The sequence below is a fragment of the Parabacteroides sp. Marseille-P3160 genome (assembly GCF_900162725.1).
Classification (GTDB): Bacteria; Bacteroidota; Bacteroidia; order Bacteroidales; family Tannerellaceae; genus Marseille-P3160.
Genome location: NZ_LT799418.1, coordinates 685,559 through 711,548 on the forward strand (window position 1 = coordinate 685,559; position 25,990 = coordinate 711,548).

17 protein-coding genes and 1 tRNA gene are annotated in these 25,990 nt (G+C 43.3%); 4 read left to right on the forward strand and 14 right to left on the reverse strand.

The window, feature by feature from the left end:
* Nucleotides 1–15: 15 nt before the first annotated feature.
* The 4 genes from BQ8014_RS02820 to BQ8014_RS02835 all read right to left on the reverse strand — a co-directional run bounded on the left by BQ8014_RS02820 (nucleotide 16) and on the right by BQ8014_RS02835 (nucleotide 4,563).
* Nucleotides 16–2,202, reverse strand: coding sequence for a S9 family peptidase (locus BQ8014_RS02820; protein WP_080903036.1), 2,187 nt, complete (start codon nucleotides 2,200–2,202; stop codon nucleotides 16–18).
* Nucleotides 2,192–3,541 (reverse strand): THUMP domain-containing class I SAM-dependent RNA methyltransferase, encoded by a 1,350-nt coding sequence (locus tag BQ8014_RS02825; protein WP_080903037.1) that lies wholly within the window; start codon nucleotides 3,539–3,541, stop codon nucleotides 2,192–2,194. Before BQ8014_RS02825 ends, BQ8014_RS02820 begins: the two co-directional genes overlap by 11 nt.
* A 67-nt stretch (nucleotides 3,542–3,608) precedes the next feature.
* Nucleotides 3,609–4,058: a hypothetical protein gene (locus BQ8014_RS02830; protein ID WP_139785058.1), complete on the reverse strand. Its 450-nt coding sequence runs from the start codon at nucleotides 4,056–4,058 to the stop codon at nucleotides 3,609–3,611.
* Between the two features lie 16 nt (nucleotides 4,059–4,074).
* Nucleotides 4,075–4,563: a pyridoxamine 5'-phosphate oxidase family protein gene (locus BQ8014_RS02835; RefSeq protein ID WP_080903039.1), complete on the reverse strand. Its 489-nt coding sequence runs from the start codon at nucleotides 4,561–4,563 to the stop codon at nucleotides 4,075–4,077.
* 454 nt (nucleotides 4,564–5,017) lie between these two features.
* Here BQ8014_RS02835 and BQ8014_RS02840 point away from each other — a divergent pair, with 454 nt between their 5' ends.
* Nucleotides 5,018–6,457 carry a tagaturonate reductase gene (locus tag BQ8014_RS02840; protein ID WP_080903040.1) on the forward strand — a complete coding sequence of 480 codons (1,440 nt, stop codon included), beginning with the start codon at nucleotides 5,018–5,020 and terminating at the stop codon, nucleotides 6,455–6,457.
* 9 nt (nucleotides 6,458–6,466) lie between these two features.
* On the forward strand, nucleotides 6,467–7,951 hold the full coding sequence (locus BQ8014_RS02845; protein WP_080903041.1) for a UxaA family hydrolase: 1,485 nt from the start codon (nucleotides 6,467–6,469) through the stop codon (nucleotides 7,949–7,951).
* A 7-nt stretch (nucleotides 7,952–7,958) separates the two neighbouring features.
* Here BQ8014_RS02845 and BQ8014_RS02850 read toward each other — a convergent pair whose 3' ends face one another.
* From BQ8014_RS02850 to BQ8014_RS02860, 3 genes are read right to left on the reverse strand one after another with little or no spacing between them, the layout of a single operon-like run.
* Complete coding sequence (locus BQ8014_RS02850; RefSeq protein WP_080903042.1) at nucleotides 7,959–9,065, reverse strand: L-dopachrome tautomerase-related protein; 1,107 nt, start codon at nucleotides 9,063–9,065, stop codon at nucleotides 7,959–7,961.
* Between the two features lie 42 nt (nucleotides 9,066–9,107).
* Complete coding sequence (locus BQ8014_RS02855; protein ID WP_080903043.1) at nucleotides 9,108–9,899, reverse strand: class I SAM-dependent methyltransferase; 792 nt, start codon at nucleotides 9,897–9,899, stop codon at nucleotides 9,108–9,110.
* A gap of 9 nt (nucleotides 9,900–9,908) precedes the next feature.
* On the reverse strand, nucleotides 9,909–10,415 hold the full coding sequence (locus BQ8014_RS02860; protein WP_080903044.1) for a PPC domain-containing DNA-binding protein: 507 nt from the start codon (nucleotides 10,413–10,415) through the stop codon (nucleotides 9,909–9,911).
* A gap of 198 nt (nucleotides 10,416–10,613) precedes the next feature.
* On the opposite strand from BQ8014_RS02860, the gene BQ8014_RS02865 reads away from it, so the two are divergent.
* Nucleotides 10,614–11,480: an AraC family transcriptional regulator gene (locus BQ8014_RS02865; RefSeq protein ID WP_080903045.1), complete on the forward strand. Its 867-nt coding sequence runs from the start codon at nucleotides 10,614–10,616 to the stop codon at nucleotides 11,478–11,480.
* A gap of 156 nt (nucleotides 11,481–11,636) precedes the next feature.
* Here the strand turns inward: BQ8014_RS02865 and BQ8014_RS02870 are convergent, their stop codons facing one another.
* The 7 genes from BQ8014_RS02870 to BQ8014_RS02900 all read right to left on the reverse strand — a co-directional run bounded on the left by BQ8014_RS02870 (nucleotide 11,637) and on the right by BQ8014_RS02900 (nucleotide 24,472).
* Complete coding sequence (locus tag BQ8014_RS02870) at nucleotides 11,637–13,844, reverse strand: glycoside hydrolase family 97 protein (RefSeq protein ID WP_080903046.1); 2,208 nt, start codon at nucleotides 13,842–13,844, stop codon at nucleotides 11,637–11,639.
* A gap of 18 nt (nucleotides 13,845–13,862) precedes the next feature.
* Nucleotides 13,863–16,352, reverse strand: coding sequence for a glycoside hydrolase family 31 protein (locus BQ8014_RS02875; RefSeq protein ID WP_080903047.1), 2,490 nt, complete (start codon nucleotides 16,350–16,352; stop codon nucleotides 13,863–13,865).
* A gap of 8 nt (nucleotides 16,353–16,360) precedes the next feature.
* Entirely contained in the window at nucleotides 16,361–18,085 is a 1,725-nt protein-coding gene (locus BQ8014_RS02880) for a RagB/SusD family nutrient uptake outer membrane protein (protein WP_080903048.1), read from the reverse strand.
* A gap of 21 nt (nucleotides 18,086–18,106) precedes the next feature.
* Nucleotides 18,107–21,118, reverse strand: a complete 3,012-nt coding sequence (locus BQ8014_RS02885) for a SusC/RagA family TonB-linked outer membrane protein (RefSeq protein WP_087880479.1) — start codon at nucleotides 21,116–21,118, stop codon at nucleotides 18,107–18,109.
* Between the two features lie 205 nt (nucleotides 21,119–21,323).
* Nucleotides 21,324–23,012: a DUF6377 domain-containing protein gene (locus tag BQ8014_RS02890; RefSeq protein WP_139785059.1), complete on the reverse strand. Its 1,689-nt coding sequence runs from the start codon at nucleotides 23,010–23,012 to the stop codon at nucleotides 21,324–21,326.
* Nucleotides 23,013–23,098: 86 nt separating this feature from the next.
* A tRNA-Lys gene (locus BQ8014_RS02895) sits at nucleotides 23,099–23,171 on the reverse strand.
* A gap of 194 nt (nucleotides 23,172–23,365) precedes the next feature.
* The gene (locus BQ8014_RS02900; protein ID WP_080903051.1) at nucleotides 23,366–24,472 is read right to left on the reverse strand and encodes an AI-2E family transporter; all 1,107 of its coding nucleotides are present in this window, start codon (nucleotides 24,470–24,472) and stop codon (nucleotides 23,366–23,368) included.
* A 63-nt stretch (nucleotides 24,473–24,535) separates the two neighbouring features.
* Between BQ8014_RS02900 and dacB the strand changes: the two genes are divergently transcribed.
* On the forward strand, nucleotides 24,536–25,990 hold the full coding sequence (gene dacB / locus BQ8014_RS02905) for a D-alanyl-D-alanine carboxypeptidase/D-alanyl-D-alanine endopeptidase (RefSeq protein WP_080903052.1): 1,455 nt from the start codon (nucleotides 24,536–24,538) through the stop codon (nucleotides 25,988–25,990).

The window sequence follows — 25,990 nt, forward strand, 5'->3', positions numbered from 1 at the left end:
GTCTTATCTGTTTTTTTATTTTAAGTAATCGTCAAAATAGCGTGTTATCTTTTCATGCAGATGAACGCGATCCCTTCCCGTCACATTATGCTGGTGGCCGGGATAAACGAAATAGTCGGGATAGGTTTCCTTTTCGATGCAAGCCTTTAGGAATGAAAGGCTATGCTGCCAGACGACAACCGGATCCGCCGTGCCGTGGATAAGCAACAGATGTCCTTTCAGGCGGTCTGCCTTCAGCGTCAGGTCCGCTTGACGGTAACCTTCGGGATTCTCTTTCGGATGGTCCATATAACGTTCTCCGTACATGATTTCGTATTTGCTCCAATCGATGACCGGCCCTCCGGCCACTCCGGCTTTGAACAGATCCGGATAGGTAAGCATCAGATTGGTTGTCATGAAACCGCCGTAACTCCAGCCGTGGACTCCCAGGCGGTTGCTGTCTACAAACGGAAGAGACTTCAGGAATTCTACGCCTTTCAACTGGTCTTCCATTTCTTTAACTCCGAGGTTCTGGTGGATCATACTTTCGAACTCAAATCCCCGGTTGGCCGACCCGCGGCCGTCGACCGTGAAAACCACATAGCCCCGTTGCGCCATGTAGAGATCCCAACCCCGGACGCCGTTCATCCAGTCGCCGGTGACGAGTTGGGCGTGCGGTCCTCCGTATACATAGACGATCGCGGGATATTTCTTCGTCTCATCAAATTGAACCGGCTTGACCAACCGGTAATTCAACGGTGTCCGTCCGTCTGCCGAAAGAATCGTTCCGGTCACAATTTCCGGCATTGTATACTTTGCATACGGATTGGGCGCCGACAATAAGTTTTTTATAATCTTTCCGTCCTTGGCGCGTATTAGGTCGATATCCCTGGGGATAGAAGGAGAAGACGCACGGTCTAACGCATACTTTCCGGAAGGGCTGATCGTAGCGGAATGAACGGCCGGATGCTTCGTGTTCAGGCAAAAGCGTTCTCCATTGCCGATATTTATCCGCCAGGCATAGATTTGCATCGGATCCCCGCTTCGGACGGAACTCGATGGAAGGGGAGCCGTTGCTGCTACATAAAGATGGGTGCCGTCCCTGTCGAATCCGAGAAAGTCGGTGACCACCCATTCCCCGGAGGTCAATTGTTTCAGTAACTTCCCTTTCGTATCATATAAGTAAAGATGATTGAAGCCGTCCCGCTGGCTTTGCCAGATGAACCGCGTCGAGTCTTCCGGCAGGAAGACTACCGGATGTTGCGGCTCTACATAACGGTCGTTCTGTTCTTCGAAAAGGACTTTTTCGCGGGCGCCCGTTTCCGCATTATAGCGAACCATCCGGCAATGGTTCTGCTCCCGGTTCAGTTCGGCGATATAAATATGCTTCCCGTCCGGGCTCCAAGCTATATTAGTCAGGTATTTCTCTTTGGGAAGGCCGGTTTGAAGCCAGACCGTTTCACGGGTTTCCAAGTGATAAACGCCGACGGTAACCTCATGGCTTTTCATTCCCGCCATCGGGTATTTGAACGGTTTGACGGCAGCGCATCGGGTATCGATATCGACAATCGGGTAGTCTGTTACCATCCGTTTGTCCATCCGGTAGAAAGCAAGTGCTTTCCCTGTCGGAGACCAAAATAAGCCTTTCGTAATGCCGAATTCCCGTTGATGAACTGCCTGGCCAGAGACAATACCCTTGTCGGTTTCATTCGTTATAGGAAGAATTTTTTTTTCCGGAGAAAGAAGGACGACATTATTGTCGTTGGTGAAAGCGTAGTAGCCGCCTTCAGGGGCTAAGGATGCATTTTCCCAGGATGTTTCAGGCTGGTAATCCCGTAATACCATTTGTTTACTTAAATCATAATGGATAAGATGTTGCCTGTTTCCGAATGCCAGAAAAGGAGTCGCATTGTAGGGAACTGTAAAATTGGGTAGGGAAGATAAGGTCGGCAGTCCGGCGGTTTCCAGCGTTTCGTTGAACCGGGAAAGCGTCAAGGCGATTTTCTCGCCCTGCTCCGGTATGCCTTGGTATAGGCTATCTCCTTTTGCATAAAGATAGGTATCTCCATACCACTGAAGCTGTTTGATATCCCGGGGAGTAAACCGGTAGGCCGTTTTGCCTCCCGGGATCAGATCTTGTAAAGTGAGCGGTTGCTCTTGTGCTATGATGGGCATGGAAAGCAAGATTGTCAACAGTAGCAGTCCACCCCGTTTAATCATCATAGCTCCTTCTCTTGAACGGCTTCTTGGTCGGTTGTTTCCGCTCCCTGAAGCGATCCTCCTCGTTGAAGCGTTTCTTGGGTATGAACGATTTCCCTCGTCCGATGAAGACTTCTTCCTCATCGTCGTCGCGGATAGGAGAAGGCAACCGTTTGGCCGGTTTGGAGGGCCTGCTATCCCGGTTGAAGCGATTCCCTTGTTCATTCAACGCCTTTTTATAATCTTTGTTTTTCCCTTCGAAAATCTCATAGCAGCGGAACTCGCATTCAAGCGAACCGTTCAATAAATTCATCTTATCGTTCGGATGTAGACCGATCTTGTCGAAGCACTCGTCCTTATAGCTGAGAATCCATGCTTTATAATTGGGAAACACATGCTTCAGGCGTTCGCCGATCATGGTATACAACCCCATCAGGTCGCGTGTCGTGATCCGTTCGCCATAGGGAGGGTTCGTGACCAGAATGCCCGGTTGGGGGGCGTCGGTGTATTGCTGGAAAGGCAACACTTTGAGTTCGATATATTTCGACAATCCGGCACTGCGGACATTTTTTTCCGCTGTTTCAATCGCTGCGGGAGAAATATCGGAACCGTAACATTTGAATTTGAATTCCCGTTCGTTGCTTTCGTCGTTATAGATATGGTCGAATAGTTCCCGGTCGAAGTCGGTCCATTTTTCAAAGGCAAAAGATTTACGGAAAATTCCCGGAGAGATATTCAGTGCGATCATGGCCGCTTCAATCAGTAATGTCCCGGAGCCACACATCGGATCGACGAAATTGGATTCCCCTTTCCAGCCTGTTTTCAGGATCATGCCGGCGGCCAGTACCTCGTTCAGCGGAGCTTCGGTCTGTTCCACCCGGTATCCCCGTTTATGGAGGCTTTCGCCCGAACTATCGATCGAAACCGTACAGTCGTTGTGCGAAATATGTACATTGATATAGATGTCGGGGTTGTTCACCCGGACAGAAGGACGCTTTTGGAACGTGTCGATGAAGTAATCCACAATAGCATCTTTAGTCCGGTAAGCTACAAATTTAGAATGATTGAAGTCTTCCGAGTAGATCACCGAATCAATGGCAAAGGTTTTTTCTAAAGACAGATAGTTTTCCCACTGAATCTTTTTCACTTCTTTATAGACGGTGTCGGCATCTTTGGCTTTGAATCGATAAATCGGCTTCAATATGCGGAGAGCCGTACGGGAAGAGAAGTTGGCCTTGTACAACAATTCCTTATCTCCGGTAAAGGAGACCATTCTACGGCCAATTTCCACATTGTTTGCGCCTAAAGCGACTAATTCTCCGGCCAATACCTCTTCCAGTCCGTAGAGGGTTTTTGCGACCATGTCAAACGTTTCGTTGCTCATAGCTGTAACGAATAATAGCTTTTTTGATTAGTTGTTTATATTATAATTACCAAGTTAACACAATTCTGAATTCACGCGCTGCCGGTGGGATGGCGGCCAAATCGTTATACCGGAGATAAAAGGCGACCGAACCGACCATAAAGTCAAATGAATAAAACTCGGTCCATGTATCATTCGGATTGCTTTGAATAGGAATCCCGTAAAACAACGGAGTCTGTACCTCGTCACCTGTAATCGGATCGATATAATACATATAGGCCTGTACATTTCCGTTCTTATAGATAAAGGATGTCAGTTCGGGTACGTCGACTGCCGCCGTATAAAAAGCATTTAAACCTGTTCCATTATCAGCATAAGGTTCCCATGCATTTTCCTTTACGATGACATTGATTACTTTCCAGTTCGATCCCGCGCCGGCCGGTCCTTCCGGTCCCATCGGCCCCTCACAGGAAACAAAAAGGCATAGGGCAAATAATAAGAATACCAATCTTTTCATAGATTCTTTTTAATTATTACATAGCTGATGATTGTTGATAATGCGGAACCCCAAATTCTTTGCAGGTCGCTTTTTCCAATTCGATTTTCCAGATTTTTACATTTTCTATTGCCGGCTCGGAATAGGTAAACTTCCGGGCGGTGTATTTTTGCATGATGATATCCAAAGCGTCCGTCTTCCGGTCGGTATCTTCTTCGAAACGCACCTTTCCCCAAGCGATGACGCTTTCCGAACGGCTCCGGTAGCTGCAAGCCACTTTGGGATGTTGGTAAACAAGGTGATGAGGCGTGCTGAATGTCACGCATACGTTCGGGTTTTGCTTCAGTATGGAAAGGCTACGCCCTTCCGGTGCTGAATGAAGATAAACGACACCGTCACTATAACCGAAATTCATCGGAACCACATAGGGGATTTGGTCTGTGTCAATCATTCCCACAAAACAGATTTCACATTTTTCGATTGTCTTCTCAATCCGTTCTTTCTCGGTATGTAATAGCGTCTTCATTTGTAACCAATAGGTTTACGTGCACAAATATAAAGTTTATTTTTTATATTCCTGTCTGAATTAATACTTTCAACCTTTTTGATTTTAAAAAAACGGCTATTTAATGCATTTTGCTATGTAGGGAAGGATATACAAATAAAATTAAATGATTATCCGCATAATGTCCTGGCAAAGGTATTTAAATCCCTGAAAAAAATCAGTGCACTCAATACATCCATTCAGTATACTCGATTTTTCACATAGGACACGATGCGGATAATCATATAAAATTAAACTTCTTGCTTATTCTTATGATTTTTGCAAATCTATGAAATCATGCTTATATTTGATTTTCTACCGTTCTTCTTCTCAGAAAATGATAAATACGTTATGTATCTTAGTTTCTCTTCGGAGGGAATGGTATTTTTGTAAATAGATAAGAATGTATCAGAATAATAAATGAATCACTCATAATATGGAAAAACTGAATAGAAAAACAGTAAAGACGGCAAAGTTATATCCGGAACGTATTATTCAATTTGGCGAAGGCAATTTCTTGCGCGCTTTCGTCGACTGGATTGTCTATAATATGAATGAGAAAACAGGCTTCGATGCGGGAGTCGTAATCGTTCAACCCCTACCGGGCGGGATGGTGGATTTATTGAATGAGCAGGACGGCTTATACCATCTGAACCTGCAGGGAATAGATAAAGGTAAGACCGTCGACAGTATCGAGCGGATCGATGTCATTACGCGGGGACTGAATCCATATACCCAATTTGGTGACTATTTGGGATTGGCTGAGAACCCTGAAATACGTTTCGTCATCTCGAATACGACCGAAGCCGGCATTGCTTTCGATCCTTCCTGTAAGTTGGAAGACCAGCCTGCCAAATCCTATCCGGGGAAACTGACCCAGTTGCTCTATCACCGTTTCAAAACGTTTGGCGGGGCTAAGGATAAAGGCTTACTTATTTTTCCATGCGAATTGATCTTCCATAACGGAACCGAACTGAAGAAATGTATTCATCAATACATCGAACGATGGAATCTCAGCGAAGCATTCAAAAAATGGTTTGACGAAGCCTGTGGCGTTTATTGTACGCTGGTCGACCGGATTGTGCCGGGCTATCCGAAAGATACGATCCATGAAATTCTCGACCGGATTCAGGTAGAAGACAAATTGGTCGTAAAAGCTGAAATCTTCCATCTGTGGGTAATCGAGGCTCCGGAGTCGGTCGCAAAAGAGTTTCCCGCATCAAAGGCCGGCCTGAATGTCCTGTTTGTCAATAGCGAGAAACCTTATCACGACCGGAAGGTGACCCTGTTGAACGGCCCTCATACCGTATTGTCTCCCGTCGGCTACCTGTCCGGCCTGAATACTGTCCGCGAGTGTGTGGAAGATGAAGTGATCGGCAAGTTTGTGCATAAGGTAATGTTCGACGAGTTGATGGAGACACTCGATTTGCCCAAACCGGAATTGGAGCAGTTTGCCGGCGATGTGCTCGATCGTTTCCGTAATCCATTCGTCAAACATTTTGTTACCAGTATTATGCTGAATTCGTTCCCGAAATTCAAGACACGGGATCTGCCTGGCCTGAAAATCTATCTGGAAAGGAAAGGCATTCTTCCCGACGGCCTGATCTTGGGACTGGCCGGAATCATCACCTATTATAAAGGTGGAAAACGAGAAGATGAGGAAATCAAACCGAATGATGACGAAGCGATTTTGGACCTTCTGTCGGACTTATGGAAATCGAATGACCCTGAAAATATAGCCCAAGGCGTGCTGGGTGCTAAATTCATTTGGGATGAAGACCTGAATGACATTCCTGGATTAACCGGGAAGCTGGCTACTTATTTACAGTTGATCCGGGAAAAGGGGATGTTGGAAACCGTAAAAACAATCTTATAAAACACTCGGATGAAATACGTGAAAATAAATCCGGCGGATAATGTGGCCGTAACGATAGCCGATTTGAAGCAGGGCGATAATATAACGGTAGGTAATGCAGATATTATATTGAAGGCGGATATCCCGGCCGGGCATAAATTTGCACTGACTGATATTGCGACCGGAGGGAATATCGTAAAATACGGCTATTCCATCGGACATGCACGGGAAGAAATCAGGCAAGGGGATTGGGTGAACGAGAAAACGATAAAGACCAATCTGGATGGCGTACTCAACTACGAGTATAAACCCATAGACGTGCAACTGGATATTCCCGACCGGCATCTGACGTTCAAGGGGTATCGGCGGGCGAACGGAGAAGTCGGCGTCCGCAATGAGATTTGGATTATCCCTACTGTCGGTTGTGTGAACGGAACGATTAACCGGCTGGCGGAAATGCTTCGCGCGGAAACCCAACTGAGGAATGTAGATGCAATCGTAGCCTACCCGCACAATTACGGATGCTCGCAATTGGGCGATGATCATGAGAATACGCGCAAGATCCTGCGCGACATGGCGCTTCATCCTAATTCGGGAGGCGTATTGGTAGTCGGACTGGGTTGTGAGAACAATCAGGTAAGCGCATTCCGCCGGATGTTAGGCGATTTTGACGAATCGCGCATCAAGTTCCTGGAAACCCAGAAGGTCGGTGACGAATACGAGGAAGGCATGCAATTGCTCCGGGAGATTTATGATGTTGTATCGAAAGATATTCGTGAAGATATTCCAGTTTCGGAGTTGAAGGTCGGATTGAAATGCGGAGGCTCCGACGGTTTCTCCGGTATCACGGCTAATCCGTTGCTTGGCGTTTTTTCCGATTTTCTGGTGGCGCAGGGGGGAAGTACCGTCTTAACGGAAGTTCCCGAAATGTTCGGCGCCGAAACCATTTTGATGAACCGTTGTGTCAATAAGGACATCTTCGATAAAACCGTTTTTCTGATCAACGATTTTAAGAACTATTTCATTAAAAACGAACAACCTATTTATGAAAATCCGTCGCCTGGCAACAAGGCGGGAGGCATCTCCACCTTGGAAGAGAAGTCGCTCGGTTGTACGCAGAAGTGCGGAAAATCATTGGTAAAAGATGTCCTGATGTATGGCGAACGGATTAAAACAAAAGGATTGAACCTTTTGAGCGCTCCCGGCAACGACTTGGTCGCAGCGACTGCCTTGGCTTCGAGCGGCTGCCATATCGTATTATTCACAACCGGGCGCGGTACGCCATTCGGAACGTATGTCCCTACGCTAAAGGTATCGACCAATACGCCTCTTTACAATAGGAAGCCGGGATGGATCGATTTCAACGCCGGTACGATTGTCGAAAATGAAAGCCTTGAAAGCGTAAAAGAGCGGTTTATCCGTTACATCCTTAATGTGGCAAGCGGTGAACCGGTAAATAACGAGAAAAAAGGTTATCGTGAAATAGCGATATTCAAAACAGGAGTGACCCTATAAACATGAATTATTTCAATGCGGCCACCCGTATTCTAACTACGTTGTAAGGAGGTTTTCTCAAATCTTTTCCATTATTAAATCCGGGCAAACGATTCCATTGACCTAAAGTTACATAGAGATAGCCATCCTGTGTATAGTACATACCATCCGGCCATCCCAGCAAAGAACTTTGAACAAGCGTCTTGAATGTTCCGTCGGGAGAACGCTTCACCAATGCCATCTGTTCATAAGCTGAAAAATAGATATTGCCATCAGCATCTTCCGCCAATCCGTCACAAGCGGGACGGTCGCCTTCATAACGGACTACTTTTTCCAATTCAGATTCCGGTATAGTGAAGTTTGATAATGAATCAGTTAAGATACTGTATAACCCCCTTCCGGTAATAGGTGTCCAGTACAATCTTCCTTTAATAAGCGCAATGCCGTTAGCGCCACCTGATGGCAGTGTTACATTATTCGGATGATAGGCTCTTGCTTCACCTTCCAGAAAAGCAATATATCCGTTTTGAATAGCGGTGGAGTAATGATTTGCAAGCACTTCACGGGAATTTCCGGTAGCTATGTCTATTATAATTAAGGAGGGTGTTGTGCCGAAAGAAGAATTCGTGATGTAAGCTGTACCTTTTTCCCCATGTTCCGGATCTATTCGTAAATCATTCAAATGCATATCCTGACGTAAAACAGGACTCTTAATTACAATTGATGCTACGACCTTGCCATTAGGAGTGAAGCCAACAACTTTGGCTGCGCCTTCCGGTATTCCGTCTATTCCGGCACGCTTGCCGTCATCGATTACCCATATATTTCCATTGCTATCTGTTGTCATACCGTGTGGGGAGACTAACCATTCATTATAAGGGCGATTTGACGGATAGGTCATTTCCTTACTTGGAAACGGAATAAGATGTCCGTCTTTCAGTTCCGCCAAAGCATACCCTTTGTGATTATCTGCATGGCGGGGAAATCCAAGGAAAATCCGTCCGTCGGGAGTAATGGCAATGCCCGACATATCCGGATCGGGCGGTGCAATACGTGCGACAATTTCCAATTGCTGTGCAAAAGCACTATGGACAATAATCCATATCAAACTAAAAATACTTATTATTTTTTTCATACTATTTTTGTTTAGTATAATGACTTGCCTCCAACAAGGTAATTATACAGGCCTAAAGTCGAAAAGAGATAAGCTTTTCTCCTTTATTGCTTTTATTCTGATTCTGACATAATCCACAAACCAGTCTCCGTCATGGAATAGGATATTCCGCAGTTCTTGTTCCGTTTCGGCTATGATAGCTTCTTGTATGTCTGCATCCACTTGTTGAAACGGGACTTTATCAAACATCCTGATCCAGTTTCTTAAACCACTCTCTTTGTTCTGGCAACGAGTAGGACGATCAAATAATATAGCATATACAACCTTAAAACCAAATTGTTCCATCAATGCCGTATATTCACCTATGGAAGGAAAATAGAAAGGAATAGTATAGTCCATCCCTCTCTTCTTGAAACTTTTCTGTAAAGCCTCATGTACTTTACCGGCACATCCCTTTCCTCCAAACTCACAGACAAGCTGTCCCCGGAGTTTCAGTGCCCTATTTATTTGAGTCATCAACATCCCTTGCTTGTCCTTGTCAATCCAATGAAATACGGCATTTGAGAACAACGCTTCGGCAGGTTCCTCTACCGTAAAATTTAAAGCGTCAGCTTGCCTGAATACCAATTCAGGGTAATGACTATTTGCCATTTCAAGCATTTCCGACGAGGCATCGATACCGATGGCATGCGCTCCCATCTCCGATAGTCGCATTGTCAATGCTCCGTTTCCACAGCCCAAATCGATTACCGTATCTCCCGGATGAATGTCCAGCAGTTTCAGTACATCTTCGCCATAATGATGGACAAAGGAAAAGTCATGAGAATATTCCTGTGCATCCCAATCTATATTCATAAGCTTTCCTTATTTGTCGAAATCATAACAATTCAATCCCAAAGACGGATTATAAGTGCGCTCTATCCTTTCTCCAAAATCTTCCACGACAAATTCTCCTGCGCCGTTCAATACGGCAGAAAGTAAATGTCCGGCACGGGCGGAATAATTAGATCCTCCCACCGTGATATGTAGATGGAGATATTCTTTTCCGTCCATAGTAGAGATATTCCCTGTCAGATTGGATATCTCCATTTGTTCACGGAAAGTCTTGTCCACATATTTTTTAGTCGCCGGATTGAAAAAACGCAGGGTTACTTCATTAATAGCACCCAGTCCCGTGATGGTTCCCGACTTGATTTTCTTCTCTTCACAAAAAGCGGTCAGAGCTTTCACTATTTCTTCACGTGTATTAATGCTGATAACGTATTGGTTACCTATTTGCTTGTATGTATACATCTTGTTTCCCTCCTGTGCATTGATTGTTGATATAATAAAACTAAAAAATAAGGTAATAATTAAACATGTCTGTTTCATAATAATTTCCCATTAATTTATTAAAAGAATAATTGTAATCCAATTCCATCCATGTCCGAGGCTATTTATCTTTTATTTTCATAGCTTTCAATATCAGAAATTTGATATTACAAAGTTAAGAAATAGGCTTCTAATAGTGCTCTATTTTATTTGCGATATGTTTTTGTATATTTGCAAATATAATAGTAATTGACTAGTATGATTATATTGGAAAGGAAAATCATACATGACAGGACAACTCTGTGCAGTCATATCCTGTATCCGCAGTTTGTACTTCCCCGTCATAAACATGCGGAATATGAAATCATGCTGTTTACCCGAGGCAGCGGAAGACAATTCGTGGGAGAAGGAGTCGCTGATTTCGAGGAAGGAGATATTGCGTTGATAGGCAGTAATGTTCCCCATTTACATTTATGCAACACAAAATTAGATTCTTCAGCAAAGACTGAACCAAGTGGGGGAGAAGCCTTACAGTTTCATCCGACCATTTTCCCTATTCATTTAGAAAATATTCCCGATTATCAACAGATTAATTTGCTATTACAGAAAAGTCAATATGGACTACGTTTCTATGAAAAAGGTTTATGTAAAAAACTGAAGCGGATGTTTCAGGAAATGGATCATCTTGAATATACTTCCCGACTTATCGGCCTGTTACAAATATTGGATAGGCTATTTCAATGTAAAAGAATTGAACTCCTTTCCGAAACCGCTTACAACAGCTCAAACTTGCTTTCTGATGTAAATGAGCCGATAAATAAAGTTTATACTTACCTTTTCAACCATTTCAAAGAAAAGATAACATTGAAGGAAGTGGCAGACTATGTGAAACAAAATCCTTCCGCTCTTTGCCGTTACTTTAAGCAACGCACGGATAAAACTATATTCCAATGCTTGGCTGAAATCCGATTAGAACACGCTTGCAAATTGTTATCTTATTCCAATCTTGGTATATCTCAAATTGCCTACGAATCCGGTTATAATAATGTCCCGTATTTTATTATGCAGTTCGAGAAAAAAATAAAAAGGAAACCAAGTGAATATAGGATGCAACTGAAGTTATAATCATAAATATGGCAAACTTTATTCTCTATTTCTCCAAAATGTCTATTTGGAATTATGCCTACCGGCAGGTGGCGCCTCCACTAAAAACAGAGGCAACCTCAAGCTTAATTTGAGGTTGCCTCTTTGGGTTAGTAACGGCTATTTCGAGTTTAGGAATTACAACTTCTTCAATCCCTTAACCTGTGCCTTATCCGTTACCGGGATGATGCTGATCGCGTATCCTCCGGCCGGAGCGGACCATTGGGTTAGTTTCGATTTTTTATTCACAATTACTTTACGGATTGTATATGCCTGTGGATTAGTCTTATAATTTGCATCCTTAGCGTCTGCATAGATTGTTGCTATATATTGTTTATCTGCATCCAGAAAATCGAATGTAATTTTCGAGGTAAAGCCCTTTTCACCACATGTATTCCCGACAAACCACTTGTCAGTACCTTTCGCTTTCCGGGCGACTGTAATGTAATCTCCCGGCTCAGCTTCCAAGTATTTGCTGTCATCCCAATCCAAGGCTACATCCTTGATAAATTGGAAGGCGTCAAGAAAGCGGTTGTAATGCTCCGGAAAGTCAGCAGCCATTTGTAATGGGCTTGCCATGGTTACATATAATGCTAGTTGGTTCGCCAGCGTAGAATTCACATGTGAATGGTTGTTCGGGTTGATCTTATCAATATCCATTTCGAAGATACCGGGCGTATAATCCATCGGACCACCGATTAAGCGTGTAAAAGGAAGGATAGTCACATGATTAGGCTTGCTTCCGCCAAAGGCTTGGTATTCCGTTCCGCGAGCAGACTCGTTGGCAATCAGGTTAGGCCAAGTACGGCAAATTCCGGTCGGACGAACTGCTTCATGCGCATTTACCATGATTTTATAGTCTGCTGCTTTTTCAATTGCAAATTGGTAATGATTATTAATCCATTGACTATAATGATGCTCACCACGCGGGAGAATATTACCTACATATCCTGTTTTTACTGCATTATATCCATTATCCACCATAAACCGGTAAGCCTTATCCATATGCCGTTCATAATTACGGACAGAACTGGATGTTTCATGATGCATTATCAGCTTGACTCCTTTGCTCTTTGCATACCGGTTGAGTTCTTTCACATCAAAGTCAGGATAAGGACTGACAAAGTCAAACACATAATCTTTCGAGTTGCCAAACCAATCTTCCCATCCTTGGTTCCAACCTTCAACCAGAACAGCATCAAAGCCATGCAAAGCGGCAAAGTCGATGTATCTCTTTACATTTTCATTATTTGCACCATGACGTCCATGTGGTTTTGCTTTGCTATAATCAGATATCCCCAATTGGACGCTCGGGAAATCCCATGTATAAGACCAGTCGCTTTTGCCGGTGATCATTTCCCACCATACTCCAACATATTTCACCGGTTTAATCCATGATGTATCATCGATTTTAGACGGTTCGTTTAGATTCAACGTGATATTTGAGGCAAGAATATCGCGGGCATCATCGCTGACAATAATCGTACGCCAGGGAGTGCTGCAAGGTGTTTGCAAATGCCCTTTTGTACCGTTTGCATCAGGTGTCAGCCAAGATTCAAAAATATAATTTTTATCATCTAAGTTTAAGTGCATACAGGAATAATTCAACAAAGCTGCTTCATGAAGGTTTATATAAATGCCGTCATCCGTTTTCAACTGCAACGAGGTCTGAACGCCTGTTGGCGAGAAAGAGGTCTGGGACGCATTCCCGGTAATAGCGTTTTTTATCAATCCGCGGATTTCAGAAAGGCGAGACGTTGTATAGTCATATTCCTGTGTGTCATAATCCCCCGGAATCCAATAGGCGGTATGATTGCCGGTCATTGCAAATTGCGTACGCTCTTCTTTGATGACAAAATAAATCAGATTTTTCTGTTGTGGAAATTCATAGCGAAATCCCAATCCGTCATCAAATAATCTGAAGCGGATCAACATGCTCCGATCGGTTGACGCCTGTGTCAACGTAACCGCCAATTCATTGTAATGATTCCTGATATTTTTCATTTCCCCCCAAACCGGCTGCCATGTCTCATCAAATGTAGATGTTTGCTGACCGGTTATTTGAAATTTGTCATATAATGATGATTTGGGATCTTTATTGTTTTTCTCAACTTCGATCTCCGTTCCAAATTCGACCTTTGAACCATCACCTATCAGCTCCAGCCCCATTTTACTGGGTTTGATTACTTCCTTCCCTTTATACTTCAATGTATAAATAGGTTCACCCGTTTGATTTACTGAAAATTCCAGCAAGAAATTACCATTGGGAGACTTCAGTCCCTGCGAAACAGCATAGTTAACGATTCCCACCATACTGAGACAGATTAAAAACAAAACCTTTTTCATAAAAAGACTACTCCTTTATTAATTACTTATTTGTATTATGCGCTCAATGCGTCTATCAGGAATAAGAACCCAGCATTCTTGTGTTTTCTCATTCCATGACCACCCCATCGATTCCTGTTTAGTATTCATTTTTTGAGTAATGACCTCTTCTTCTACCGAGTCGATTACAGCATTTCCAATATGGACGGATGCCGGCCTTGCCTCTAAATGATAAATCAAAACGAGATTTCGCTTGTCAGATTGGATGAAGCCATTGTCTTTTGGATCTATAGCGGTTGTATATCCTTTGGCGGTAGTTGTACATTGGAAGGTTGTCCGGGAAGCAATGTCTTTCAAATAATCCAGATTGATTCCTTCGTCTTCGTACAGTTCGAAAGAAGTATTTTCATCTTCATAGTTCGGGAATATATGGACTAGCAAAGGATAATCTTTCTGTTCATGTATATATTGCATGACCGGCATCATGGGGACAATCGCCCCTTTCTTCACGAAGATAGGGATCACTCCCAACGGAGCACGGTAAGCAACAGTTTGTCCACCCAGGTAAACCGTTTTTTTATCGTTAAAATCAATCCATTCTCCATCCGGAAGATAAACCTTTTTTACACGTTCACCCTTTTTCAGGACAGGAGCAACCAGGAGCTCGCTTCCATAAATAAATTGATTGTCAATACTTATGGAGGCTAAATCATTCGGATATTCCATAAAAAGAGCCCGCGTGATCGGTAATCCCGTATCATGTGCTATCCGTGAGTATGTATAAAGATAAGGGAACAATTGGTATTTTAATTCAATTGCTGCTTTGGCATTCTTTTCCGCCACTTCTCCAAAAAGCCAAGGCTCGACAGCATTATCTCCCTCATGATGCGCACGGCTTAAAGGACAAAAAATGCCAAACTGCATCCATCGTGTATACAATTCCGCCATGGCCGGATAATCTGTTATATCTCCGCAATACCCTGAAATATCGGTAGTCCAAAAGGGAATTCCTCCCAATCCGCCTGAAAGGCCGAGGGCAACCTGGTTTTCCATTTGGGCCCATCCTTCCAATACATCATTACCATTTCCGCAATCATTTGTCCACCCAAAAGTATAACGTTGCAAACCGGCATATGCCGAACGGGTCATTTGAAAGATCCGTTTATTCGGATTACGTTTATCGAACTGCTCTTTTACGACCTTATCCCAAGTTAATCCATAGACATTATGTATTTCATCATGCATCCCGATATGATGTTTCATATTCAGGCGATCCAAATCTTCTTCATTACTCCAGGCAGGTTCTCCCATATCCGTCCAAAAGCCATCGACTCCGTCATTCAGGGCTTTTTGTTGATAACGCCCCCACCAGTCAGCTGCTTCGGGGAGAGTAAAGTCTACTACCCCGCAGTTACCACCCCAAGGCCATGGCATGTCATAGGGCTTTCCGGTACGGATATCTTTGACAAAATAACCTAATTTATCCGCTTCTTTCCATTGCGGATTAGCACGTTGAGAAACTACGGGATCTTGCGAAACCAGCATCTTAAAGCCTTGGCGGTGCAGTTTTTCAAGCATTCCTTTTGGATCCGTGTAATTGCCCTTTCTCCATGAAAAGTCCTGTAAATTCTGCGTCCAGCCAATATCCTGGTAAATTATATCACAAGGAATGCGGCGCTGCCGGAATTCGGCAGCGATTTCGAGCGCCTGCGCCTCTTTCGTATAAAGTCCCCGGCTTTGTGCAAAACCAAAAGCCCATTTGGGAGGCATGATCGGTTTACCGGTTAATGCGATGTATTGCTTTTGGATCTCCTTATAATCTTTCCCGAAAATAAAATAATAAACAAAAGCACCATTGGGCGCTTCAAATGAATAATATTCATCAGACTCAGTTCCGAACTTGAATTCGGTTTTATAGGTGTTATCCAGGAATATACCATAACGGTAACTACTCATAAAGAAAGGAATACTTTTTGCCAGAGGGTCTTCCGTTACACTATAACACGGCCGGTCGCTGTTCCACATTTTATAAGAACGCCCGCGCCTATTTAGGGGACCAGTCTTTTCTCCTAAACCGAAAAACTGTTCGTCAGCCCGTAGAATCTTATATGCTTTGACTGCTGTCGAATCGGAGACATGCCCTTTTTCTTTGAAATCACTGAAGATAAGTTTTTGCCATTTGTCAAATATCTGAAGTTGCATCGGGCTTTTGTTTAACCGGATACGTAGCTTAGAGGTAAATATCTCATAGCAAGCCGGCTCTTCATTAACCTGTACTTCCCCTATATCATCCGGAGATTCATCAACAACAGCAAAAGATCCATTTGAACGTTGGAATTTGCCAAGAGGATCGTACCATACTTTTATAACAGAGGAACTCTGGATCGTTAAGGACAGCTTGGCTCCATCCTTACTGGTGAATATCACTTGATTATGTCCTTGCTTTTCGTAGGAAATGCATTCTCCGGCTAGCATTATAACCGGAGAATGTATCCATAAAAGCAAAATCAATATTTTAAAATGTCTCATGTTGCCTATTAAAAATCATAGCCGGGATTCTGTACTAATGCCGGATTCGAGTTCAAAACCGTACGGCTCAAAGGGAAAATATCCGTATGACTGTCAGCATCGGGTTGTTTATCCCACCAGCTACCTGTTGAGAACTTATTCCAACGGCAAAGATCTGTTCGCCGGCGGCTTTCAACAATAAATTCGCGGCCCCATTCATTCAGCAACTCATCGGCTGTCAGAATCACTTTACCATCCGGTTGATACAGATATTCGCTGTATTTATCAGCCGGATAATTACGTTTTCTTACGTCATTTAAGAGTTTTCCGGCTCCGGTCACATCACCTGTGCGGAATTTTGATTCAGCCAAAGAATAATAAATTTCTGCTAACCGGATCTCGGCATAGTCCGCTTCCATAGCTCCCGGATCATTATCCCGGTAAATCGGGTATTTCACTGGATGCCATCCTGAGTTATGATCAGCATGATTCATGTTTGATTCTTTATCTGCAATGATTGTCTCGGGAGAAGCTCCTTTGAACATGCCTACCTGGTCACGGATATAATATTCATATGCGTTAGGTGCAGTCACTCGCTTGGTTGGATCGTCTGCGTATTCCAGATAACCATACAAAAACATACCTTCACGTTTGCTCTCACCAGAAAGATTCTTATATTTTTTCAAACGATAATCTTCCGGATATTCCTGGAAACGTGCAACCGGCATTCCTAAGGAAAAATCATATAAATTCCCATCGACATTGCGACTAGGTTGCAAAGCGTATTTGGGGTTCATTCCTCCCCAGTCTTTAAACCCAAAGTAGTAATGGGCATTTGCGGGCAGGCTCCACCAGTACATATCGGAACCCATATGCCAATGGGCTCTGGAGTAGCCGGCAGTGAAAGCAAATATAATTTCATCGCTGGTCTCATTATTCCAATCGAAAGGTTCATCCCAACGAGTTGCAAGTGCATAAGTTCCGTATTCTCCATCAATGATCTTCTGTGCATAAGTTGCGCATTCGGAATACATTGCTTTCCCAATCCATTTTTCAGCATTTAGATACAACCGAACGAGCAAAGCAGCAGCTGCAGCTTTTGTCCATTGTCCTTGCTGTAATTTATTTCCTCCCGTGCCTTCTTTAACCGGTAATAACTCCAAGGCCTCTTTAAGTTCGGATTCAATAAAATCAAATGCTTCCTGAGGGGTAACCTGCCCTTTACTATTTAATGATTGATCAGTACTAACTGCTAACGGAATATTACGGAACAAATCCAATAAACGGATATAAAACCATGCACGCATTGTCTTCAACCCATATTCCATTTGATCGAATTCATCTTGAGTCATTCCGAATTTTTCCGGGTTAAGTTTTTCGAAATCATCAATCACGGAATTACATTGCGTAATGCCTTGGAAGTTTCCATTCCATCCTGCCTGGGGGGAAGAGTCGTCAATGGTCCAGGTATGATAATGCAAACGCTGGTATTTTTGTCCGTCCAGCCACCAGCCTTCACGGTTATAAGTAGCTTGTTGATCAGCAGTTCCTTCTTGTAATTCATACATAGGCGAAATACTCCAGAAGCCATGCTCGAAGGGGCGGACGTATGCCCGGATCACATCTTCTTTTGTGTTATAATAGTTCTCTGTTACGACTTGGTCGTATACTTTCTCATCGAGGTTAGTACAAGATAGCATGCTTATTATTAGTGCTGCACCTGCAATATATTTATAGATTCTATTAGATTTCATGATGTTTGTATTTAAGATAGATTAAAAATCAAGTTGTACCCCTATCAGGAATTGTGTAGTAGACGGATAATAGTTCTTCGACCCTCCGAAGGTTCCGGGCGTAAGTCCGTTCACCTGATAAGTCGCAGGATCTACTCCCGGGAAGTTGGTTATCGTAAACAAGTTCTTAACCGTTCCATAGAGACGTATACTATCCAACCATTTGCTATTTAAATCGAGTGTATATCCCAATGTTGCAACATCCAGCTTTATATAATCGCCTTTATAAATAAAGTAATCGGTTAAAACATTCATGCCGGTCGTTATATTCCCGTGCTTACTATATGCATCTTTCAATACGTTAGCATTGCTGGCAGCTGATTGCAAACCATAATAGAAACCGTGTACATCAAAAATATCGAAACCAAAAGCGCCCCGGAAATATAAACCTAAGTCCCAATTTTTATAGACAAACGTATTATTCAATGAAGCCGTGAATTTAGGCAATCCATTACCAGTAATGCGTTTATCATCACTCGTCGCACTTCCGATCGCTATCTTTTCCGTATTGTCTTTATTCCAAATGAGCCAGTTTCCCTTTTCATCGACTCCAGCATATGCATAGGTATAGAAGTTTCCGATACGTTCACCCTCCTGCAATCTTTGCAAGTAGCCAGGGGTTCCCGGAGAAGGCATTGAACACATATCTTGATATGGTTGCCCTTCGAATTCATTATTGGAAAAGGAAACGAACTTATTCTGGTTGGTTGCCCCAACAAACCCGACATTATAGTTGAAATCTTTTGTTTTGACAGCATCGACTCTCAGTTCAATCTCGAGACCCGTATTCTTCATTGTGCCGACATTGACGAACATCTCGTCAAATAAATAGGGAGGAACCGGAACTTTATAGTTCCCGAGTAAATCCTGTTGCTTACGGTTATAGTAGTTCAAACTTCCGTTTACACGGTTACTGAATAAGTTGAAGTCAACGCCAATGTTCCAGTTGATCGCTTTTTCCCATTTCAAGTTGGGGTTTGTATTTTTATTAGGTGCCCAACCTGTATAATATGTGCCATAGTAATACACATCACTAAAGGGGCCCATGGTTGCCAATGCATTGTAAGAACCGAAGTCCTGGTTACCTGTAACCCCGAGATCGGCACGGATTTTCAAGTCATTGATCCAGGAAACATCTTTCAGAAAGCTTTCTTCGCTGATTCTCCATCCTGTAGAAACCGCCGGGAAGTACCCCCATTTATTATTCACGCCGAATTTAGAAGAACCTTCGTAACGCAAGGAAGCTGTCAATAAATAACGTTGCTCATAGTCATACGTTGCACGTCCAAAGAAAGCAATTAATTTAGAACTGTTCCGGTAACTACCCATACCATTCCGTCCTTCTTTCTCTTTCATATACTCTCCATTGCCGAGATTATCCCATGTAAGTGCATCCGAAGAGAAGTTCTTGTTTTCCGCATTGAGTCCGTTGTTCATCCAGTCCTGATAGGAGTATCCTCCCATGAAACCGACGTTATGTCCGCTTTTTGTATAACGATAGTTCACTAACCATTCCAAACTTTGCTGGCGGCTCTTCTTATAAGATTGGCTGGCCTCTCCGCGGTATCCTGTATCATCAGAGATCGTACTGGTAGAAGGGCGGAACCAATAATCCATATCATCATTGATTTGTTGAGCAATTGTCACCTGCGTATTTAGAGAATGGTCAGAAACACCTTCCTTCGCAAATAGAGGAAGAATATTTAATTTAGCTGTTGCATCCCAGTCTAATAACCTTGTTTCTGTCTTACTTTTTTCAATTTTCAGTTTTTCAACCGGGTTCCATCCGGCTTCCTGCCCTCTCAGGCTGAAATAACGTGTACCGGAAGCATCATCCGGATCCATAATCGGCGCGGTAGGATTAGCCAATAAAGCCACCGAAAAGACTTCCCAATCGGAATTATTCCGATTAATAATCCGGGGAGCGACATTGAAAGAGAATTTCAGCAATCCGCTTTTTACCGTATGATTAAGAGAAAGGCGTGCTCCATACTCTTCGCGATCCGAACGAATATCCACTCCATCAGCTTTACGGGCATCGATGGTTCCCCTATAGTTTGTTTGTGTGTTTCCACCGGAAATTGTAAACGTATGGTTTTGTGCAACCCCTGTCCGTGTTAATTCATCCATCCAGTCCGTACTGGCGCCATAATCCATACTACCCGCTGTAGGCACTCTTAATTCCCTGAATTCGGATGCGCTCAACGTTTTAAGCTCATTTGTAATTGCATCAAAAGAAACATACCCATTATAGGAAGTCCGAACCTGGCCATCTGTCGATCCTTTTTTTGTAGTGACAAGTATTACGCCATTGCTACCACGGGTACCATAAATAGCAGCGGCAGCTCCATCTTTTAATACATCAATCGATTCAATATCATTCTCATTAATATTATGTAAGTTTCCACCAGGCACACCGTCGACAACAACCAACGGGCCTAAGCCCGCCGAGCGGGAGGAAACACCACGTATCTGAATGCTTGCCCCGCTATTCGGATCGCCGCTTCCTGTATTCGTAATCGAAACACCGGCTACTTTGCCTTGAATCTGCATCGCCGGATCGATAGAACCTACTTTCAAGAAATCTTTGCTGGAAACATGAGAAATAGCGGAGGTCAGTTCTTTTTTGTCCATTGTTCCGTAACCGATAACCACGACCTCACTCAGCAGTTTATCATCTTCCTTTAAGACAACCTTGAAGTTATCATTCCCTACCGTCGAAAGTTCCTGTGTCAGGTAACCTATAAAAGAAACTTCGATGATTGAATTATCCGGTATCTCTAAAGAAAAATTACCGTCTACATCCGTGATTGTACCGATGGGAGCATTTTTCACTTTTATATTGGCTCCGACTACGGCTTCGCCTTTCTCGTCGTTAACAACTCCACTGATTTTTTTCCTGTTTTGAGCCTGCACTGCAATGCTCAAGAATATGCATACGAATATCATAAATATCCGATGCAAGTTTGTAACACACATTATTCTTCTCTTCATGGCATAAAAATTACTAATGATTTAAGATGTATTATTTATTTCTTAACACAACACAAAGTAATCTCAGAAAAGCCCTTCAGGCTAATCTCGGATATAAAAAACTAAATTGTTAATTGATCTACGCGGTTATTTATTAGTGGATTGTAAAAAAATAATCCATTATAAATCTAGATCGTTTATGTTAAAAATGGCTGCTATTGAAGAGTTATTTGATTCCGATTTTCATAATTTTTTCTTCAAACTCATCTCGGTAAACAGATTTGTTACGAAGTTTGGAACGGTAGGTATAGATTGTAGTAATCGAATATCTCAGAAAGTTGGCGATTATGCTGCTGTCATTAATTCCCAGGCGAATTAATGCGAAAATACGGAGTTCGGTCGTTAATAATTCTCCGGGCTTAGGCTCCTGGCGGTCTTTCTCTTCAAACAATTGATTGAAATCATCGATAAAAGTCGGAAAGATACGAAGAAAGGTATCATCAAAAACAGCATAAAATTCCTTTAACTCTTCCTCTACCAGAAGGGAAGACTTCAGTGTTTTATAAAGTTCTTCTATCTTTCCGGTCATTGCAATCCGATTAAGCCCTTTTCTATAAGCATCCAATTTATCAATATAGACAGAGCAAAGATTGATAAATTTACCCAAATAGGACTCTTTGACAAGGTCGGATTCTTTTAAATGTTTATTCGTTTGGGATAAACGTATATTCGCATCCTGCAATTGGGCATTAGAATGATTCAAGTTCTCATTAAGCCTTTTCAATTCCAGGTTAAGGTTATTTAATTGCAGGTTAGTGCTGCTTAGTTCCTTTTTAGTACGGGCGAGCGCATTCATTTGTATCCGGATATAGACCAACAAGATAAGAAGCAGAAGCGATAATATGCTGATTGCAAAAAGCCCCATCTTGATCTCTTCCTGCTGTTTTCGCATTTTATCCTGGTTCGCCTTCTCGATAATAGGCAACGCTTCTGATATCTGCAAGGTACGCTGCCTGGCATTACAAAAAGTAGCATCCTCTAAGGAAAACCGGAGATAGTTGTATGAACGTTTGATCTCCTTCTCCTTATATAAAAGGATCGAAAGCATACGCAGTGACATATTCTCTTTCACGGATGACTTTATATCGGAAATGGCCGATAGCGCCAGGAAATATTTCTCTTTTTCCCGGTTGCCCATGCGTTCATAGATGTCAGCTATTGCATAAGCAAGATATCCCATAAAACGGTCATTCGTCGTATGTGTCGGGAAAATATCCATAATAAGTTCCAATGCCTCGCGGTAATTGCCTTTATACGATAGTTTATCTGCTAAAATCATCGTATAAGTATTAGAATCGGTTGTCATTAACAAAAGGGAGTCGCGAAAGAAATCCGCTTTTTTCAAATACTTTTCTTTATCCGGTTTGAGAATTGTAAAATCAGCCATTGCTTCATTCAGCGTATGTTGAAGATGATAGTAATAACCGGCATGTTCTATATAAGGTAAAGCCAACAGATCGGAAGCCTCTTTATACATACCCGTTATAATCATGATCTCAGCTACGTTCATCGATGCATCGCTCTTCAACGGGTCATCTCCCAATGCTTCGGCCAGTTCCAATTTCTTCTGTGCATAAACTAACGCTGAGTCTGTCTGGAATGACTTATATTCATCAAAGAGGTTGGCATAAATATGATATAGCTTCCTCCCTTTTTTATTATCAGTCAGCCGGATATTGGGCGGATCAATATGTGCTTTGATCGAGTCGATCCGTTTAAATTTCTTTTCCATGTAGATATGATCATCCAGAATCAGGGCATCCAATTCATTGAGTAAAGAATCGACCTCTACTGTTTGCCCGAATAAGCTGAAAGAGAACCCGAAAAAGATGGCGAGAATACATATTTTGACCATAAGCATACGAATACTCTTGCAAAACAAAGCAAAGCTCTGATAAATGTTGATTATCAGAGCTTTGTACTATTTGCTGTTAAAATAAGTGATCCGCCTGGGGCTCGAACCCAGGACCCCATCCTTAAAAGGGATGTGCTCTACCTGCTGAGCTAGCGAATCAATAAGTATGTTCTTCTTGTAACGTGGGTGCAAAGGTAGTACTATTTTTTATATACACAACAAATCGTTATGAAAAACTGCTTGATTTCTTAAAAAAAGAATTCTCCGCGACCCGATGGAATGAGGCGCGGTTTTGGGGTAAGGTGAATACCCATAAGCGCTTAGATGGAGGAAGCTATTTGCTTTTAGCATATTTATGGTTCCTTTTCTTGAGGTTCATCAATCTCTTCCAAGATAAAGCGGCGGTAATAAGAGAGGCAGAGGGTTGTCAGCGGAAGGGCAACAATCAATCCGACGAAACCGAGCAGTGTTCCCCAAATGGAAAGGGAAAGAAGGATAATGGCGGGGTTAAGTCCCATCGCCCGGCCCATGATATTCGGAACGATGAATAGGTCTTCGATGCATTGGACAATAACCAGGACAATGACGGCCGAACCGAAGGTCAGCCAGAAATTGCCTCCGGGTTCCGTCGCACGGATCATGCTCAACAGGATGATGGGGGCAAAGCTAATGACTTTCAAGTAAGGGATCAGGCTCAGGATCCCGATAAATATGCCGAGGGAGATTCCCAACGGGAAGTCGACAATCCAGAAACCAATGGAAACCAGGATGCCGACGATGAGGGCAACGAGCGATTGCCCGCGGAAATATCGGTGCATGCTGTATCTTACATCATTCGTCATATCCTTCAGGAACGGACGGAAGCGGAGGGGAATCAGGTTGATCCAGTTAGTCGTTATTTTCTCATAATCCAACAGGATAAAGATAAAATAGAGGAGGATGAGGAAAACGATCCCCAGGCTGAACAGGATGGAAAAGGTGCCGGACAGGATTGTCCACAGGCGCGGGGCAAACATTTTAATCGTATCCAATAAGTGGTCCTTGCTGAACATCTCGGCGTATTCATCCATATTGATATGGGTCCTTATGAATTCCAACCAAGTATCAGGAATAAAGGGAATATGTTCGTTCGTGATATTATAATTCTGGATAAGTTGGATGGCCCTTGTCGTCTCGTCGATCATCTGCGGTACGACCACCATGCCCACCAAGGTGCAAATGATCGCTAACGACAGCAACAAGGCGATAATGGAGAGAACCCGGTTTCGGAATCCTACCCGGTACTGGAAAAACTTGACGATCGGATGCATCAGATAAGCGAAGACCCAAGCCAGAAGAAACGGGAGAAGCGCACTCCTTAATATTGCTATCAGGTAGATAATGCCGGAGGCTATCAGCAAGCTGAATAAAATTCTGGCGACCCGGTCGAAAGTAAAAGGTTTTTCAAAGAGGTGACTCATGTTAAATTTCTTATCTTTGTCACATATCTATACAAAGATAGAATAATTGTAAATATCAATTCAATGTATCCTAGAATATTTATCGTCTTTTTCCTCTTTCTTTCTGCCTTTTTCGTAGACGGACAAACTCCTTTTCCAATCAAACGTTTCTTGACTCCTTCTTTCATGCAGGGCGCTTCTTTTTCCATCATGGCGAAGGAAGTGCAGACAGGGACTGTGTTATATGATTATGATTCGAACCGGGAATTGATTCCGGCATCCGTAATGAAAACGATTACTACAGCGACAGCGTTGGATATCCTGGGCGGGAGTTATCGTTATGAAACGCGGGTAGAATATGACGGCAGCTTAACTGACGGTATATTGAACGGGAATATTTATATCCATGGCAGCGGCGATCCTACGTTGGGATCCTCTTATTTAAAATCAGACAAAGACAGCGTGATTCGTCTTTGGATTTCGGAGGTTCACAAAGCCGGGATCCGCCAGATTAACGGCTCCGTTATTGCCGATGAACAGTGTTTCGATGCAGAGGGAGTCTCCATGAAATGGATGCGTGAAGATCTGGGGAGTTATTACGGGCAGGGAAGTTACGGGCTGTCAGTCTTCGATAATCTTTATCGAATAGACTTCCTGACGGGAGCGCCCGGTACGAGTCCGGTTATTCTGGATTGTTCACCCCAAATTCCGGGCTTGTCTTTCCGGAATTACCTGAAGGCGGCGTCTGTCTTTTCGGACAGTTGTTATATCGTCGGATCGCCTTTTTCGGGTGAACGTTCACTTTTCGGTATAATTCCGGCTCACCGGAAACGCTTTTCCCTGGAGGGGGATATCCCGGATCCAGCTTTATTCCTTGCCCAATATATCACCGCTAAATTAGCTTCATCGGGAATCAAAGTGTCTGGCGAGCCGGCTACCTTCCGTATTCTGAATGAAGCGGGGAAGTGGAAAACGACGGAAAGGAAAACGATAGCGAAGACTTATTCTCCTGAATTGGCAGAAATAGCCCGCATTACGAATCATGTCAGCCACAATCTCTTTGCGGATGCCCTCCTTAAAATCGTGGGAGAACGATACAAGCCGGAGCGGGGCGAAGTCATCTCCTCTTTCGGCAAGGGTGTGAAAGTTCTTCAGGAGCATTGGAAGCAAAAGGGATTAGACACCCGTTCCCTCTGGATGTTCGACGGAAGCGGGCTGGCTATCACCGATCGGTTGACAACTTCTTTTGTCTGTGATATTTATCGCTACATGATAACCCAGTCGGGAGCATCGGAAGCCTTTTTCGCTTCACTCCCGAAAGTCGGTGAAGACGGGACGGTGAAGAATTTCCTGAAAGGCACCTCCCTGCAAGGACGCGCCCGCTTCAAAAGCGGGAGCATGAGCCGCGTCCGCGGTTACGGAGGTTATCTTACCAAAGATGGCAAGCAGTATGCCATTTGTCTTTTTGTCAACAATTTCTCTTGTACCAACAGGCAGATGACGGCAGAGCTTGAAAAACTTCTTGTTTCGTTATTTTAG

Bases quoted from the DNA above. Each gene is read 5' to 3' on its own strand.
- BQ8014_RS02820 (WP_080903036.1), bottom strand. From the start codon at position 2,202: ATGATGATTAAACGGGGTGGACTGCTACTGTTGACAATCTTGCTTTCC.
- BQ8014_RS02825 (WP_080903037.1), bottom strand. From the start codon at position 3,541: ATGGTCGCAAAAACCCTCTACGGACTGGAAGAGGTATTGGCCGGAGAA.
- BQ8014_RS02830 (WP_139785058.1), bottom strand. From the start codon at position 4,058: ATGAAAAGATTGGTATTCTTATTATTTGCCCTATGCCTTTTTGTTTCC.
- BQ8014_RS02835 (WP_080903039.1), bottom strand. From the start codon at position 4,563: ATGAAGACGCTATTACATACCGAGAAAGAACGGATTGAGAAGACAATC.
- BQ8014_RS02840 (WP_080903040.1), top strand. From the start codon at position 5,018: ATGGAAAAACTGAATAGAAAAACAGTAAAGACGGCAAAGTTATATCCG.
- BQ8014_RS02845 (WP_080903041.1), top strand. From the start codon at position 6,467: ATGAAATACGTGAAAATAAATCCGGCGGATAATGTGGCCGTAACGATA.
- BQ8014_RS02850 (WP_080903042.1), bottom strand. From the start codon at position 9,065: ATGAAAAAAATAATAAGTATTTTTAGTTTGATATGGATTATTGTCCAT.
- BQ8014_RS02855 (WP_080903043.1), bottom strand. From the start codon at position 9,899: ATGAATATAGATTGGGATGCACAGGAATATTCTCATGACTTTTCCTTT.
- BQ8014_RS02860 (WP_080903044.1), bottom strand. From the start codon at position 10,415: ATGAAACAGACATGTTTAATTATTACCTTATTTTTTAGTTTTATTATA.
- BQ8014_RS02865 (WP_080903045.1), top strand. From the start codon at position 10,614: ATGATTATATTGGAAAGGAAAATCATACATGACAGGACAACTCTGTGC.
- BQ8014_RS02870 (WP_080903046.1), bottom strand. From the start codon at position 13,844: ATGAAAAAGGTTTTGTTTTTAATCTGTCTCAGTATGGTGGGAATCGTT.
- BQ8014_RS02875 (WP_080903047.1), bottom strand. From the start codon at position 16,352: ATGAGACATTTTAAAATATTGATTTTGCTTTTATGGATACATTCTCCG.
- BQ8014_RS02880 (WP_080903048.1), bottom strand. From the start codon at position 18,085: ATGAAATCTAATAGAATCTATAAATATATTGCAGGTGCAGCACTAATA.
- BQ8014_RS02885 (WP_087880479.1), bottom strand. From the start codon at position 21,118: ATGAAGAGAAGAATAATGTGTGTTACAAACTTGCATCGGATATTTATG.
- BQ8014_RS02890 (WP_139785059.1), bottom strand. From the start codon at position 23,012: ATGGTCAAAATATGTATTCTCGCCATCTTTTTCGGGTTCTCTTTCAGC.
- BQ8014_RS02900 (WP_080903051.1), bottom strand. From the start codon at position 24,472: ATGAGTCACCTCTTTGAAAAACCTTTTACTTTCGACCGGGTCGCCAGA.
- dacB (WP_080903052.1), top strand. From the start codon at position 24,536: ATGTATCCTAGAATATTTATCGTCTTTTTCCTCTTTCTTTCTGCCTTT.